Annotated in this window: 14 protein-coding genes and 2 pseudogenes; 9 read left to right on the forward strand and 7 right to left on the reverse strand. The window is 44.7% G+C overall.

The features are described 5' to 3' along the window. Positions 1-336: pseudogene (locus WMO25_RS00005) on the forward strand (hypothetical protein); the annotation flags it as partial. Positions 337-346: 10 nt separating this feature from the next. Here WMO25_RS00005 and WMO25_RS00010 read toward each other — a convergent pair. From WMO25_RS00010 to WMO25_RS00030, 5 genes and pseudogenes are all read right to left on the reverse strand, one after another. Then, entirely contained in the window at positions 347-742 is a 396-nt protein-coding gene (locus tag WMO25_RS00010; RefSeq protein WP_349083153.1) for a helix-turn-helix domain-containing protein, read from the reverse strand. Positions 743-953: 211 nt separating this feature from the next. Next, positions 954-2,348 (reverse strand): MATE family efflux transporter, encoded by a 1,395-nt coding sequence (locus WMO25_RS00015; RefSeq protein WP_349083156.1) that lies wholly within the window; start codon positions 2,346-2,348, stop codon positions 954-956. 24 nt (positions 2,349-2,372) lie between these two features. Further along, a pseudogene (locus tag WMO25_RS00020) lies at positions 2,373-3,102 on the reverse strand (THUMP domain-containing class I SAM-dependent RNA methyltransferase); the annotation flags it as partial. A gap of 306 nt (positions 3,103-3,408) precedes the next feature. Then, positions 3,409-5,448 (reverse strand): rubrerythrin, encoded by a 2,040-nt coding sequence (rbr, locus tag WMO25_RS00025; protein WP_349083159.1) that lies wholly within the window; start codon positions 5,446-5,448, stop codon positions 3,409-3,411. 206 nt (positions 5,449-5,654) lie between these two features. Next, positions 5,655-5,807: a hypothetical protein gene (locus WMO25_RS00030; RefSeq protein ID WP_349083161.1), complete on the reverse strand. Its 153-nt coding sequence runs from the start codon at positions 5,805-5,807 to the stop codon at positions 5,655-5,657. Positions 5,808-5,892: 85 nt separating this feature from the next. Between WMO25_RS00030 and WMO25_RS00035 the strand changes: the two genes are divergently transcribed. The 6 genes from WMO25_RS00035 (at position 5,893) to WMO25_RS00060 (ending at position 11,491) form a co-directional block, all read left to right on the forward strand. Continuing rightward, positions 5,893-6,360 (forward strand): hypothetical protein, encoded by a 468-nt coding sequence (locus WMO25_RS00035; protein ID WP_349083164.1) that lies wholly within the window; start codon positions 5,893-5,895, stop codon positions 6,358-6,360. A gap of 8 nt (positions 6,361-6,368) precedes the next feature. Then, a complete protein-coding gene (locus tag WMO25_RS00040; RefSeq protein WP_349083217.1) occupies positions 6,369-6,659 on the forward strand; it encodes a GNAT family protein in 291 nt (96 codons plus the stop codon). Positions 6,660-6,730: 71 nt separating this feature from the next. Beyond that, entirely contained in the window at positions 6,731-8,071 is a 1,341-nt protein-coding gene (locus WMO25_RS00045) for a TrkH family potassium uptake protein (protein WP_349083167.1), read from the forward strand. Between the two features lie 13 nt (positions 8,072-8,084). Beyond that, complete coding sequence (locus tag WMO25_RS00050) at positions 8,085-8,732, forward strand: potassium channel family protein (RefSeq protein ID WP_349083169.1); 648 nt, start codon at positions 8,085-8,087, stop codon at positions 8,730-8,732. 82 nt (positions 8,733-8,814) lie between these two features. Then, positions 8,815-10,797, forward strand: coding sequence for a DUF4118 domain-containing protein (locus WMO25_RS00055; RefSeq protein WP_349083172.1), 1,983 nt, complete (start codon positions 8,815-8,817; stop codon positions 10,795-10,797). Next, the gene (locus tag WMO25_RS00060) at positions 10,790-11,491 is read left to right on the forward strand and encodes a response regulator (RefSeq protein ID WP_349083174.1); all 702 of its coding nucleotides are present in this window, start codon (positions 10,790-10,792) and stop codon (positions 11,489-11,491) included. The genes WMO25_RS00055 and WMO25_RS00060 overlap by 8 nt, the downstream gene beginning before the upstream one ends. 179 nt (positions 11,492-11,670) lie before the next feature. On the opposite strand, the gene WMO25_RS00065 is transcribed toward WMO25_RS00060, so the two are convergent. Together WMO25_RS00065 and WMO25_RS00070 are read right to left on the reverse strand one after the other, a co-directional pair. Next, a complete protein-coding gene (locus WMO25_RS00065; RefSeq protein ID WP_349083176.1) occupies positions 11,671-11,964 on the reverse strand; it encodes a PAS domain-containing protein in 294 nt (97 codons plus the stop codon). After that, complete coding sequence (locus WMO25_RS00070; RefSeq protein WP_349083179.1) at positions 11,943-12,737, reverse strand: CHASE domain-containing protein; 795 nt, start codon at positions 12,735-12,737, stop codon at positions 11,943-11,945. The genes WMO25_RS00065 and WMO25_RS00070 overlap by 22 nt, the downstream gene beginning before the upstream one ends. 341 nt (positions 12,738-13,078) lie before the next feature. On the opposite strand from WMO25_RS00070, the gene mraZ reads away from it, so the two are divergent. Both mraZ and rsmH read left to right on the forward strand, forming a co-directional pair. Further along, positions 13,079-13,522, forward strand: coding sequence for a division/cell wall cluster transcriptional repressor MraZ (gene mraZ / locus WMO25_RS00075; protein WP_015514541.1), 444 nt, complete (start codon positions 13,079-13,081; stop codon positions 13,520-13,522). Between the two features lie 9 nt (positions 13,523-13,531). Beyond that, positions 13,532-14,473, forward strand: a complete 942-nt coding sequence (gene rsmH / locus WMO25_RS00080) for a 16S rRNA (cytosine(1402)-N(4))-methyltransferase RsmH (protein WP_349083182.1) — start codon at positions 13,532-13,534, stop codon at positions 14,471-14,473. Positions 14,474-14,508: the final 35 nt, after the last annotated feature.

The raw sequence follows: 14,508 nt of genomic DNA on the forward strand, positions 1-14,508 counted from the left end.
GATAAGGTGTGTGAATTTTATGAAGATCAGGTAAACAGTGATAATGATGAATATCTGGAAAGCACAGGGTACTCACTGATTGATTTTACAACAAGAGAACTTTATACCCTATCTGATCCGTATCGGGGATATAGTATTCGGGATTATATGATCCGATATGATTATAGAGAACAGGGAGACGGAGAAAAATATATAGATTTGCTGATCTTCTATGCTCCGATCCGGGGGAGAGGAAGGTTAAGAAAAGAGGAAACTATGCAGACAAGGCAGAAAAATAAGGACGTAGGCTTTCACTCCCCTATGTCCTGCTTATTCTATTCCAATTCTACAAACTGAAATTTTCACCTTACTGTGGAAAACCATACAAACTAACATAAATAATCAAAGAAATAACATCAATCAAAACAATTTCTCCAAAAATAATTGCAGCAATCTTCAATCCCTTTTTTGCCTTCTTCTTGTTTTCATCAGTTAAGACTTTTTCCTTTAGTTCGATTGCAATTTCTGACTTAGAGGAAGCTTCTCCTATTTGAGTTGGTACTTTATCCATTACTAGCTCATCCAAAGAAATTTCGAACATATCACTAATAGCAATCAGTTTTTCCATATCAGGTGTCGAGTCCCCCTTCTCCCAACGCGAAACAGCCTTGGCACTTACACCCAAACGTTCCGCCACATACTCCTGAGTCAACCGTTTTCCCTGTCTCAGCTTTCTGAGATTCTTTGTAATTGTTTTATTCATTCTATGCTCTCCTTTTTATCCTTCGCAAATCCGACGCGCCATCAAATTTACTTTTTCCAACATTAAGAAGACTTCTTGCCCTTTATGATACAGGAAACTCTCCAAACAATCCTCCTCTTAATTTAAGGGGAGGACTCCCAAAAACCAAGAGTCCTCCAACACATTTATATTTAGTTCCCGGCAACACTTCCGTAAAGCATTCCATCCATCCTTACGCTTCCCGTACCTTCCGGAACGGATTCCACCGTCCCTTTGCATAGCAAATCAAAAACAGCACAAACAGGAACAGATTGTGCGCAATCATGCATGCCCAGGCTGCCACCAGCCCCAAATCAAAGAAGCCCGTACAAATAAAGGTTCCTACGATGCGCACCAGCCACATGCCGACGATGTTGTATACAAACGGCCGCTTCGTCTCGCCCACGCCCTGCATCATGCCCTCCATAATAATGGAGAAGCCGAAGAACGGTTCCGATACCGCCACCATCCGAAGCACTGTGGTTCCGAGGCGAATGACCTCCTCCGAATCAGAAAAGATACTTACCAGCGCCGGTGCCGCAAAGAATAACGCAGCTCCCGAGAATATCATTAAAGCAATTTCAATCGGGAAGAACATCCGTGCCAGCTCTTTCAGGCGCTTTCCATCGTTGGCTCCATAGGCATTGCCCGCCAAGGTTGCTGCCGCCGTTTGCATACCGTAGCCCGGAATGTAAAAGGCGGATTCCACCGTATTGGCAATGGTATGTGCCGCCGTGGACACATCCCCCAAAGCATTTATCATAGACGCAAATGCCACATAGCCCAGGGATGTCCCGAAGTGCTGCAGCATATTCGGCATGGCCACCCGCAGACAAGGCTTTATAATCTTCATATCCGGCTTTAAGGACTGTCCCTTCGGAGACACCGACGGGTGCCGCCAAAGTACAATCGTAATTAATATACCTCCTACGATATAAGCAATGGCACTGGCCACCGCCGCACCGATCACGCCAAGGTCCGCGCCCCACATGGTAAATGTAAAGGAAAATACCGTAAGCTCTCTGGTGGGATAAATCAGTAAAAAGTTCAATACCACATTGACAAGATTCACCACCACACCGATTTTCATCGGTGATTTCGTATCTCCCGCCGCCCGGAGCACCGTACCGAAAATGGTACTGGCTGTCCGGAATAACATCGGCAAATATAAAATCAGGAAATACTGTCCTGCCAAATCCCGGATTCCTTCATCCACTTGCATCCATTTCGGAATCTGTCCGGACAAGCCTACCGTTATCACCGTAACCACGATACCTACCGCCAGCACGGAAAGCACCGCCTGAGAAGCGGCCCGCTTAGCAGAGTCTTTTTCTCCGGCTCCCAGCGCCTTTGCAATAAACGCCAAAAATCCCACGCCCACTGCAGAGATGGTACTACCCACCAGCCAGTTCAACGTGGTGGTGGCGCCTACCGCTGCCGTAGCCTGGGTTCCCAGACTACCTACCATAGCAGTGTCGATATATTGCACGGCAGTCTGCATGAGCTGCTCTAACATGGTAGGCCATGCCAGCGCCCAAATCACACCGGCCATACCGAAATTGAGCCGGCGTTTTTTACTCTGTTCCATAACTAAATCCTCTTTTAATTAGTCCTACTGCTCCGGCTTTTTCTTCGGCGGGCGCAGTCCCATAAACTGATAGAAATAGGTCTTTAACATACCGTTGTAAATCTTGCGGTTCTTGTCCGCCTGACGACCGAAATACTTCTGGACCTCCTCGTAGGAGGTAATCATGTAACAGGACCAGCTATCTAATCCCGCAAAGGCCTTTCCGAACTCCTGATACAGGCCAGGCAGAGCCCTTTTCTCCTCCAGACGCTCGCCGTACGGCGGGTTCGTAATGACAAAACCGTACTTTTTCGCATGGCTTAACTGACTCACCGGACGTTGCTGGAAATGAATATAATTCAGCACTCCCGCATCCTCCGCGTTCTGGCGTGCCGCCTTTATCATATCACCGTCAATGTCATAGCCCTGAATCTGCATAGACACATCCCGCTTAATCAAATCCTCTGCCTCATTTATCGCATCGTACCAAAGCTTCTTCGGCACAAGATGCGTCCAATCCTCGGACAAAACTCACGATTCATGCCCGGTGCGATATTTGCCCCGATCATGGCCGCCTCAATCGGGATGTTACCGCTGCCGCAGAACGGATCTACTAAAATGCGGTCTTCTCTCCACGGTGTCAACAAAAGAACAGCTTACTCTTTACGGAGTTCGCCTTCGTCACCCAGAACTTACCGTTTTTCGGGATATACCGCTCCCAAGGAAGCGCCTTGGTCTTTTCGAACAACTCCTCAAAAGAGGTTGCCTTAATACGATGCCTTCTATATAAGGCAAAGAGGATAATTTTTCTGTCACTGATTGAATAATATTATATATCATACGAACACACTCCTTTATTTTAGTCTCTGTCCGAGATAAGTATTGGTATGTATAACTGACCTTTTTATTCATTTTGTATGAATGCTCATTGACAAACGAATAGGAGCAAGGTGGGTTTCAACCTTGCTCCTATCGGTCAGTATATGCTATTCAGTTCAACAAATTGGAATATGTCTAACTGTTTTGTAAATTTACATTTTTGTACACTGTAAATAGTCTTTGATCAAATAAATACGGTATCTTAATAGTTCTCTTTTCTTACCTCAAAGTAAGCCTGAGGATGATTACATACAGGGCATTTTTCAGGAGCTTCTGCACTAACTACAAGATGTCCGCAATTGCGACATTCCCACATTGTAATGCCACTCTTCTTAAACACTTCCATAGTTTCAACATTCTTAAGAAGTGCACGATATCTTTCTTCATGAAGTTTTTCAATCGCAGCAACACCTCTGAACTGAGCGGCTAATTCCGGGAAACCTTCTTCTTCCGCTTCATTAGCCATTCTAGCATACATATCTGTCCATTCTGCATTTTCGCCTTCTGCAGCGTGAAGAAGATTTTCTGCGGTATCTCCAAGTTCACCAAGCGCCTTAAACCAGAGTTTTGCATGCTCCTTCTCATTGTCAGCTGTCTGCAGGAATAATGCTGCAATTTGCTCATATCCGGCCTTCTTTGCTACTGAAGCAAAATAAGTGTATTTATTTCTGGCCTGAGATTCCCCTGCGAACGCTTCCCAAAGATTCTTCTCTGTCTTTGTTCCAGCATACTTACTCTTTACAGGCGACTCTTCCACCTTCTTGAAAACAGATGCAGGCTGCTTACATAATGGACACTGCTCCGGTGCTGCCTCTCCTTCATGCACATAACCACAAATACTACATACCCATTTACTCATTTTTATATCTCTTTTTCGATTTAATATTTCACTCTTATCTTCATAAGAAGTGTGTAACATCTTTTCTGCCAATTCACTTAACGGCTTTCCATAAAACTCCTCATAAAGATGAATAATCTCCGGATTCTCATGACTCCGTCTGAGTGTCATCGCCTCATCCCTTGTATAGAGACTTGCAATTCTCGCTTTACGTACCTCGTCCTTATCCTTCATGATATCCTTTGGTTGGCCGCCTCCACCGATACATCCGCCCGGGCAAGTCATAACTTCCACAAAATGATACTGTTTTTCTCCCTGCTTGATGCCCTCAATTACTTTCCCGGCATTGGCTGTACCATATACTACAGCGATATTCACATCTAAATCGCCAACCTTTAAAGTAGCTTCTTTGACGCCTTCATATCCCCTTACAGGTGTAAGGTTGAATAACTGTTCCGGTGATTTTTCTTTTGTAATAAATTCGTAAGCAGTTCTGAGAGCAGCTTCCATAACACCTCCGGTATTGCCGAAAATAATACCAGCTCCAGATGCATCTCCCATAAAATTGTCATATTCACCATCTTCAAGACTGGCAAAATCAATCCCTTCCTCTTTTGCCCACTTTGCAAGCTCTCTGGTCGTGATCACGTAATCCATGTCACGCATCCCCTCTACACCAAGATAATGAGCAGAAGCGTTCATCTCATCTCTGCGAATTTCAAATTTCTTTGCAGTACATGGAGTAAGTGCCACATTTACAATTGATTTTGGATCTATACCCTTCTTCTCAGCAAAATAGGTCTTAATTGTAGGTCCCTGCATTCCGATAGGGCTTTTCGCTGATGAAAGATTCGGAATCATTTCCGGATAATATGTTTCCACATACTTAACCCATGCAGGACAACAACTGGTAAACTGAGGTAAGGGAGCGTTTTTTTTGGTCATTCTCTCAATAAGCTCACTAGCTTCCTCAACAATAGTAAGGTCAGCTGCAAAACAGGTATCAAGGACATAATTTACGCCTAATTTTCTAAGCAACGAAACCATTTTCCCTTGTACAAAGCTGCCATCAGGCATACCGAATTCTTCCCCCAGCGCAGCTCGTACGGATGGTGACGTACTTACAATGACAATCTTTTCCGAATTCTGAACCTCTCTCTTTACATCCAAATATTCATACTTTTCCATAATACTGTCTACAGGACAGACATTTGCACACTGTCCGCAATTTATACACACAGCCTCTCCACAAGTCTGCTCAAATGTATATGTACCATGCACACCTATGGCATTTGTACATACGTCCTTACACATTCCACATTTAATACATTTTTCTTCCAAACGAGTAATACTCGGATTATTTCCCTCGATTGGAACACGCACATGTAAAGGTAAATGATTCATCGTTTATCCTCCTAAAAATATAGATTTGCAACACTATAAACCCGTTTGTAAGCATACAAATATTGTGTTTCCATTATACCGCAACATCTGTATTTAGGTCAAAAGTTTTTGCATTAGCAAAACAAATTCAAAGTTTCTGTTCCCTATAAAATTAATCTATCGGGATTCACCAAATCGCCAAACAACGATTTTTATAATTCTTTTTGTCATTTTGCCAGAAAATTACTCTGTATCTCCATCGGCATATGATAAGCCTGCCCACGTTTCATCAGGCTGTAGAGCTTGAAGCTCATAAGTTCCGGACTGGCATTCAGGCTACTACAGAATCCAAAGTAATTCAGGTCTTCATTTTTTGACATTTCAGCTATGATGTTGTATAAATAAAGTTGACACCTTATTCTCAAAGAATTCATGTATAATAAAGAGAATAAGGAGGGTGTTAGTGTGAGAAAATCAGATTGGGCAAAATGGTTGATTGTGATTCCGGCAATGCTAGGCATTGTGTTGGTAACCTATGTGGATCGTATAACAGATATCTGGGGATTTGGTGCATTTATCTGCCAGCTGATTGCGATTTTAGAATTGGCTTATGGTATGCGAATCGCGATGCTGGCACAGAGTAGAAAGAAGTCCTACCGGTTAACACCGGAAGAACGACATGAGTATGCACAGTATTTATATGAGAAACAATATCAACGTTACCCTGCTGTGGCGAATCAGATGCTTTTGGTTATGGCAAGGATGAGTATACTTCTTGACAATTATGAACGGGCTACACAGGAGCTGGAAGATATTTGTATAGATAAATTTAATCCGGCACAGTTGAAGGTGTATTATTACCTGAAAGTGGTTACAGCAGTAGTGGCAGGAGATACAGAAGGGCTTCAAGAGAGCCAGATGCGTTATGGTTAGAGACAAATCTGAAAGCACATTATTTTATTTCCAATCAATACTGGAAAAGTAATTATGAATTAGTGAAACAAATGATGTCACAATCCGAAGTCTATGTGTTTGAAGTGGATAAAATGGTACAAGGATTTGTAGGACTAAATGATGAATATATCGAAGGTATTTTTGTTTCTGAAGAAATGCAGTCATGTGGCATAGGTAACAGAGCAATTTCTTTTTACCAAAGAGAAGGGTTCATTATTCAATGTGAAGGTTTGGATGAAGCAATCTCCCCATCTTTATTCAATCTTAATACGTCGTAAATGTCCCTTATACGTTCTTAAAATCTCCGGCTGTATAATTATAATATTAATGCTGATAAGGAGTTGCCTTTATGCCAGGAGAGAACATTCGCCGAAAGCGCCGTCTTTCGTCTTTTCAAATTATCATATTGGGTTTTGCCGGAGTCATTCTGCTAGGTGCGCTATTGCTGATGCTGCCGATCTCCACAACAGCCGGGGGCGTAACGCCGTTTAACGAAACACTGTTTACCGCGACCTCTGCCGTATGTGTGACGGGGCTTGTGGTGCAGGATACAGGCAGTTATTGGTCAGCCTTTGGGCAAGCGGTCATTCTGACGCTGATTCAGATTGGAGGACTTGGCGTTGTGACCGTCGCAGCGTCGTTAGCGCTTTTGTCCGGGCGAAAAATATCGTTGATGCAGCGCAGCACCATGCAGGACGCAATTTCAGCACCTCAGGTCGGCGGAATCGTTCGTCTGACACGCTTTATCCTGCGAGGAACGTTTCTGATTGAGCTGCTGGGGGCGCTTGCCATGCTGCCGGTGTTCTGCCGGGACTATGGATGGCGGGGCATCTGGATGGCATTGTTTCATTCCATATCTGCTTTTTGTAACGCCGGGTTTGATATTCTTGGGACAGAGGATAATCTCTATCCATCCCTTACCGGTTATGCTGGCAGTCCAGTAATCAATATCACGATTATGCTGCTGATCGTGATTGGCGGCATTGGATTTCTGACGTGGAATGACATCTGCGAAAACAAGTGGCGGTTTCATCGCTACCGGATGCAGAGCAAGGTGATTCTCGTCACGACAGGTCTTTTAATTCTTCTGCCTGCTGTGTTTTTCTTCTTCTCAGACTTTTCTGCGCTTCCCGCCGGAAACCGGTTGCTGGCATCCTTTTTTCAGTCCGTCACGCCGAGGACAGCGGGCTTCAACACGGTAAATCTATCCGCGATGTCCAGCGCATCGCAGGGCGTGATGATCCTTTTGATGCTCATTGGCGGTTCTCCGGGTTCTACGGCGGGCGGTATGAAAACAACAACGCTGGCGGTTCTGCTTGCCAATGCTGTTGCGACTTTCCGTCAGCGCGATAGTGCCCAATTTTTTGGACGCAGAGTCGATTGCAGCGCCGTTAAAACCGCCGCGACCATTCTGATGATGTACCTTGTGCTGCTTTTTGGCGGCGCTGTTTTTATCAGCGCTTATGAAAACTTGTCGCTTTCCGCATGCCTGTATGAAACAGCTTCGGCGGTTGGAACGGTGGGATTGACACTTGGCATTACACCGCAGCTGCATATTACGTCGCAAATGGTGCTGATCACGCTCATGTATCTGGGCAGAGTCGGCGGTCTTACACTTATTTATGCGGCATTTTCCGGAAAAAAAGCAACCGGTGCAAAGATGCCGAAGGAAAAAATTATGATTGGATAAGGAGTCTTTTCTCATGAAAAACATTCTATTAATTGGCGCAGGCCGTTTTGGACGGCATATCGCAGTACAGCTTTTTCAGCTGGGTCATCAGGTCATGGCGGTTGATAAAAACGAGGAACGAATCAATGATGTGCTGCCTTACGTCACAAACGCGCAAATTGGTGATAGTACAAACGCGGAGTTTCTTCACTCTCTTGGCATTGGAAATTTTGATGTCTGCCTCGTGACCATTGGCGGCAGTTTTCAGAACTCGTTGGAAACGACGTCGCTGTTGAAGGAGCTAGGCGCGAAGTGCGTGGTGTCGCGTGCCGAACGGGATGTGCAGGCGAAGTTTCTGCTTCGCAACGGTGCTGACCATGTAGTCTACCCGGAAAAGCAAGTGGCAAAGTGGGCTGCGATCCGATACAGCTCCAATCATATCTTTGACTACGTAGAAATTGACGACCAGCACGCCATTTTTGAAGTAGAAATTCCGGAAAGGTGGATTGGCAAAAGCGTTGGAGAGCTGGATATTCGCAGAAAGTATGGTATTAACATTCTCGGCATTAAGCGTTCGGGAAAAACAGACGTTTCGATTACACCGGATACGGTGCTGTCTGGGGAAACAACGATTTTAGCGTTGGGCGAATATAAGACGCTGCAAAAGTGTTTCCGGATATGAACGGGCAGTAAATCCGATTGGACGCGGTAGAAACCGTCACATATTGGTGCTATAATATTATTTTAAGAGGGGTGGTGAAAGTGTGCAGAACAAAGGAAGTGAAATGTCAAAAGAGCATATTCTGGTGTGCCTGTCCTCGTCTCCATCCAATGAACGCATTGTACGAATGGCAGAAAAAATGGCGCAGGCATTTTGCGGAAGCCTTACCGCACTCTATGTGCAGACACCCGAAGACGCTGATATGAACGCGGAAGATACCGTTCGATTGCAGGCGAATATGCGTCTGGCGCAGCAACTTGGTGCAGAAATCGTCACAACACACGGAGAAGATGTACCGACGCAGATTGCGGAATATGCGCGGCTCTCCGACGTGACCAAAATCGTAATCGGGCGAAGCGGTTTGAAGCGGCGGCATTTCTGGAGCGAACCGACGCTGACAGAACGGCTCATCGCACTGGCTCCGGAGGTAGACATTCACATTATTCCAGATGCGGAAGTCTACAAAAACTATCGCAGGAACCGGCTGATCGCTATCTGCCCGGCGCTTCCGACCCCCTGGGAACTGCTTCTGACTGTCGGGATTCTGGCGGCTGCAACGATCATTGGATGGGTCTTTCTGCGGCTCGGCTTTGCAGATGCCAATATCATTATGGTTTACCTACTGGGTGTGCTTCTGACCTCCGCCTTTACCAGCGGGTATATCTGCGGTGTGCTGTCCGCTTTTTTGAGCGTCATCCTGTTCAATTATTTTCTGACGGAACCCAGACTGTCCTTGGTTGCCTATGGCAGCAAATATCCCATAACCTTTGCAGTCATGTTTGCAGCGGCGCTTTTGACCGGCACACTTGCCGCAAAGCTTAAAGTCCATGCACAGCTATCCGCACGGGATGCTTATCGCACGAAGCTCTTTTTTGATATGAACAGGCAGCTTCAAAAGGCAGAAACGCCGGAGGAAGTCTATCGGATGACCGCAATGCAGATACAAAAGCTCATGCAGCGGGACGTTTTGATTTGCCCAGCGCAGGGCGGTGCTTTGTTGGATGAAATTATTTACCCGGTTGACGGGCGTAGCCCATACAGCATCTCAGATGCGGATGGGGAGCAAAACGTGATTCAATGGGTCTGGCAAAACCGCAAGCGTGCCGGCGCAACGACGCATAACTTTCCAAAGGCAAAATGGCTGTATCTTGCCATTCGTACCGGGCAGCAGGTTTTCGGCGTTGTCGGGATTCTGATGGATAAGCAAACGCAGCCTGACGCATTTACATCCAGCGTTCTGTTCTCCATTCTCGGAGAGTGCGCTCTGGCGCTGGAAAGCCTGCACAATGCCGCAGAAAAGGAAAAAGCTGCTGTTTTTGCAAAGAACGAACAGCTTCGTGCCAATCTTCTTCGTTCGATTTCTCATGACCTCAGAACCCCGTTGACCTCCATTTCCGGTAATGCAGATACGCTGCTGCACAGCTATAATGCGCTGGATGAGCAAACACGGAAACAGATTTTTACGGATATCTATGATGATGCGCAATGGCTGACTGGTCTGGTTGAGAATTTACTTTCTATTACGAAAATCTCGGACGGCAGCGTAAAGCTGCGCCTTTCTGATCAGGTCGTGGATGACATCGTATCGGAAGCATTCCGGCATATTGACCGAAGATCGACAAAACATCACATCGAGGTAGATTGCGGAGACGTACCGTTGCTAGTGCGGGTGGACGCAGGACTCATCGTGCAGGTACTTATCAATCTGGTGAACAACGCAGTCAAATATACTCCGACTGGATCGAACATCCGGATTACGGCAATCCCGCGAGAAAATATGGCTGAGATATGCGTCAGCGATAACGGTCCCGGTATCTCAGATGAACTAAAAGAACGTGTTTTTGAAATGTTCTTTACTGGGAGTAATCCAATTGGCGACAGCCGCCGAAGTCTTGGGCTTGGACTTACTCTCTGTCAAACCATTATTCATGCACATAATGGCGAAATGACGCTGAAAGACAATTCGCCGCATGGATGCATCTTTTCCTTTACGGTACCACTTAGTGAGGTGAACTTAAATGAATAAGCCGCTTGTTCTTGTTGTAGAAGATGATACCCCGGTGCGCAATTTAATCACGACGACGCTGAAAACTCACGAATACAGATATCTCTCGGCTCAAAACGGCGCAAGTGCCGTGCTGGAGGCGCTGTCGCATAATCCGGATATTGTGCTGCTCGATCTGGGACTCCCGGATATGGACGGTGTGGAGATCATCCGAAAAATCCGTTCGTGGTCGAATATGCCGATCATTGTGATCAGCGCCAGAACGGAGGATTCTGATAAAATCGGGGCGCTGGATGCCGGGGCAGACGATTACCTGACGAAACCCTTTTCTGTGGATGAGCTACTGGCGCGGCTACGGGTGACGCAGCGAAGATTATCGTTGATGAAAGCGGATACGGCGCAGGAAACTCCGATTTTTACGAATGGTGCGCTGAAAATCGACTATGCGGCAGGCTGCGCATATATTGATGGTGCAGAACTGCACTTGACGCCCATCGAATACAAGCTGCTGTGCCTGCTCTCAAAAAATGTGGGTAAGGTTCTGACACACACCTACATTACGCAGCAGATTTGGGGCAGCAGTTGGGAAAATGATATTGCTTCTCTGCGAGTATTCATGGCAACCCTGCGCAAAAAGCTGGAAAACGGGAAAGATGGGCAGCAATACATACAAACGCATATCGGCATCGGTTATCGGATGCTTCGGGTTGAGTGAACAATTCCTGAGCTCAAAATTCAGTACTGAATTTTGAGCTCAGGAATTGTTGATTTGGCACCACCTTTCATTTGCATGGAATGACCACACCATGCAAATGAGCTGACCATCGTGATATCAAAGGAAGCGAGCCGGGCTTTGATAAGTCTCGTCGTCTTCTCTGTTTTTTGCGATTTTTATTATCTTGAGAATTTATCACTGTAACGAATATGCATATCTTCCCAATCCATGAACAATACATAAAATACCTTTCCGTATTGCGGGCTCTCTACAATTCTTCCATGATCAAGCACAGAAAGGTAGGATCCGTCAGCTTTTCGAAGATGGAAGTGAATATAGTCATTTTCATTACCATTGTCAATCTGTTCCCAGATACTTGATTCTATCTGTTGCTGTTCATCTTCCCGAATCAAGTTTCGAAAACTTTTCTTAGTAAATTTGAATAGTTCATCTATATCTTTATATCCAGCCATATGAAAAAATTCATCATTTGCATAAAATAGTTCATCATCTTTCTCCATCCACTTTTAGGAGTTACTTCAAATTTCCATTTTTCATCTCCTATTGTAAATGTATAAGAAACAGGATGATTTGTTTCACCATCTGATTGATAAACCACTTTATAAGTATCACTCCATGGAGCGTCCGTTTTTAAAATTTTATAGTCGTATCCAAAATTTGAAAGTGCATGGAATGAGTCTGAAAAAATGTCCGGAACACGCAGGATAACGATAGTAAATCCCCAGAAATACTCTTGCTCGTTTTTATCTTTCAGGTAGACTGGATTGCGTACCGCAATTCCATAGCTACCCTGTTTCAATTCGAAAGGACCTTGCGTAATGATTGTATGGTTGTCTCTGGCGTAACAGGAAATCTTTCCGCGGTCTTTATCATGGATTAAATCAATCTTACCTGCCTCATTTCCATCAGCCGGATAAATATCTGTAACAACACCATTAGGAGCAAGCTGTATGCATTCAATAGAATCAGACATAAGATTCCCGGCAATCGTTTCAAACTGATGAATCTCACCATTTTCACTGATTAGAATCTGTTCCAAGGCATCCGTGATCTCAATTCCATTTGTAATTTCATTCTTTATGCGTTCGCCATAGGTGGCTACGTTTAATTGTGCTGTTATGTGTCTCTGCTCTTTTTCGTGGGTGTCTGTTATGTATACAATTAAACCAACAAGGCATACGCCCAGTAAAAAAATGATAAGAGGCACAAGTGTTTTCTTTTTCACTTAGTTCACCTCGTTTTATCCATGGGAATTTGTAACTGTTCAGAGCCAAGCAAAATTTCAAAAAACAGGTATAAAATGCTTGCATTTTTAAGACTGTTTTTGAAATTTTATTTGGCGGATACGCCACACCGACGAAATGCGTAGCATTTTGGAGGTTAGCTCTGAACAGTTACAAAAATTTAAAAGTAAATTTGCATTTTACCTATTGATATATTGTGTGGAATAGTCTAAAATAAATAACATAAGTGGTGATTTGTGGTAAATAGTGGTTTTAAGTGGGACTTAATACCTTTATGTTGTGGCAGACATGAAGATTTCCGTAAGACAAAGGTGGACATGGAATGGATGGCTTTATTGGCGAGTATTATCATACAATAGATACAAAGGGCAGAGTGATCATTCCCCAGAAGTACAGAGAAGACCTGGGGGATACATTTATTTTGTCCAAAGGCCTTGACGGTTGTCTTTGGATTCACCCGATGGATGAATGGCGGGAATTTACTGCAAAGTTAAGAGAATTATCTACCATTGATAAAGAGAGCAGACAGTTCAAACGTTTTTTTATGTCAGGAGCAACAGAATGCGAATTTGACAAGCAGGGACGTATTCTTGTACCGGCTTCACTCCGCAAGTATGCAGACCTCCAGAAAGATGTTGTACTGACGGGTATGGATACCCGAATTGAACTCTGGAGTGCAGAGAAGTGGGATGTGGAGAATGACATGGATGATGAGGATATGGAAGCGGTCGCTGCCCATATGGCGAGTCTCGGTGTGAATATATAGGAGGACATTATGACGTTTCAGCATTATTCTGTATTACTGAATGAGACGATTGAACAATTAGATATAAAAGAGAATGGCATCTATGTAGATGGCACTTTAGGCGGAGGCGGTCATGCCAGTGCTGTTTTGCAGCGCCTGGGTGAGACAGGCCGTCTGATCGGTATCGACCAGGATGCAGCAGCAATAGAAGCAGCCGGAGACCGGCTGGCACCATTTGGCGACAAAGTGACCATTGTCCGCAGCAATTATAGTGCAATGCCTCAGGTTCTTGCAGATTTGGGCATTTATGGTGTGGATGGAATCGTACTCGATCTTGGCGTATCCTCTTATCAGCTGGACACTGTTGAGAGAGGATTTACTTACAGAGAAGATACCGTTCTTGATATGCGCATGGATCAGCGTCAGACGAAGACAGCCAGAGACATTGTGAATGATTATACAGAAACAGAATTGTTTCATATGATCAGAGATTATGGCGAAGATAAGTTTGCACGCAATATTGCCAAGCATATCGTTATGACCAGAGAGAAAAAGCCAATCGAGACAACCGGGGAACTCAATGATATTATCCGGGCTGCTATTCCGGCGAAGGTCAGAGCCAAGGGTGGTCATCCATCCAAGAAGACTTATCAGGCAATCCGCATTGAATTGAATCATGAACTGGATGTTTTGAAGAATACGCTGGATCAGATGATCGATCTGTTGAATGATCATGGAAGAATATGTGTGATCACATTTCATTCACTTGAAGATAGAATTGTTAAGAACATTTTCAATACTAATGAACGGCCGTGTACATGCCCGCCGTCTTTTCCTGTATGTGTTTGCGGGAAGAAGTCAAAGGGCAGAGTGATTACCAGAAAACCGATACTTCCAAGTGAAGAAGAACTGGAAGTGAACAGTCGTTCAAAGAGCGCGAAACTCAGAGTTTTTGAAAGAATCAGAGAATAAGAAAACGATCGGATGCGGCAGGCGCAGACGGTCCT

The sequence above is a fragment of the Coprococcus intestinihominis genome, assembly GCF_040096555.1.
GTDB lineage: Bacteria > Bacillota > Clostridia > Lachnospirales > Lachnospiraceae > Coprococcus_A > Coprococcus_A intestinihominis.

Excerpts from the sequence above, each read along its gene's own strand:
- WMO25_RS00015 (WP_349083156.1), bottom strand. The coding sequence starts at position 2,348 with ATGGAACAGAGTAAAAAACGCCGGCTCAATTTCGGTATGGCCGGTGTG.
- WMO25_RS00050 (WP_349083169.1), top strand. The coding sequence starts at position 8,085 with ATGAAAAACATTCTATTAATTGGCGCAGGCCGTTTTGGACGGCATATC.
- WMO25_RS00060 (WP_349083174.1), top strand. The coding sequence starts at position 10,790 with ATGAATAAGCCGCTTGTTCTTGTTGTAGAAGATGATACCCCGGTGCGC.
- mraZ (WP_015514541.1), top strand. The coding sequence starts at position 13,079 with ATGGATGGCTTTATTGGCGAGTATTATCATACAATAGATACAAAGGGC.
- rbr (WP_349083159.1), bottom strand. The coding sequence starts at position 5,448 with ATGAATCATTTACCTTTACATGTGCGTGTTCCAATCGAGGGAAATAAT.
- rsmH (WP_349083182.1), top strand. The coding sequence starts at position 13,532 with ATGACGTTTCAGCATTATTCTGTATTACTGAATGAGACGATTGAACAA.
- WMO25_RS00030 (WP_349083161.1), bottom strand. The coding sequence starts at position 5,807 with ATGTCAAAAAATGAAGACCTGAATTACTTTGGATTCTGTAGTAGCCTG.
- WMO25_RS00010 (WP_349083153.1), bottom strand. The coding sequence starts at position 742 with ATGAATAAAACAATTACAAAGAATCTCAGAAAGCTGAGACAGGGAAAA.
- WMO25_RS00065 (WP_349083176.1), bottom strand. The coding sequence starts at position 11,964 with ATGGCTGGATATAAAGATATAGATGAACTATTCAAATTTACTAAGAAA.
- WMO25_RS00045 (WP_349083167.1), top strand. The coding sequence starts at position 6,731 with ATGCCAGGAGAGAACATTCGCCGAAAGCGCCGTCTTTCGTCTTTTCAA.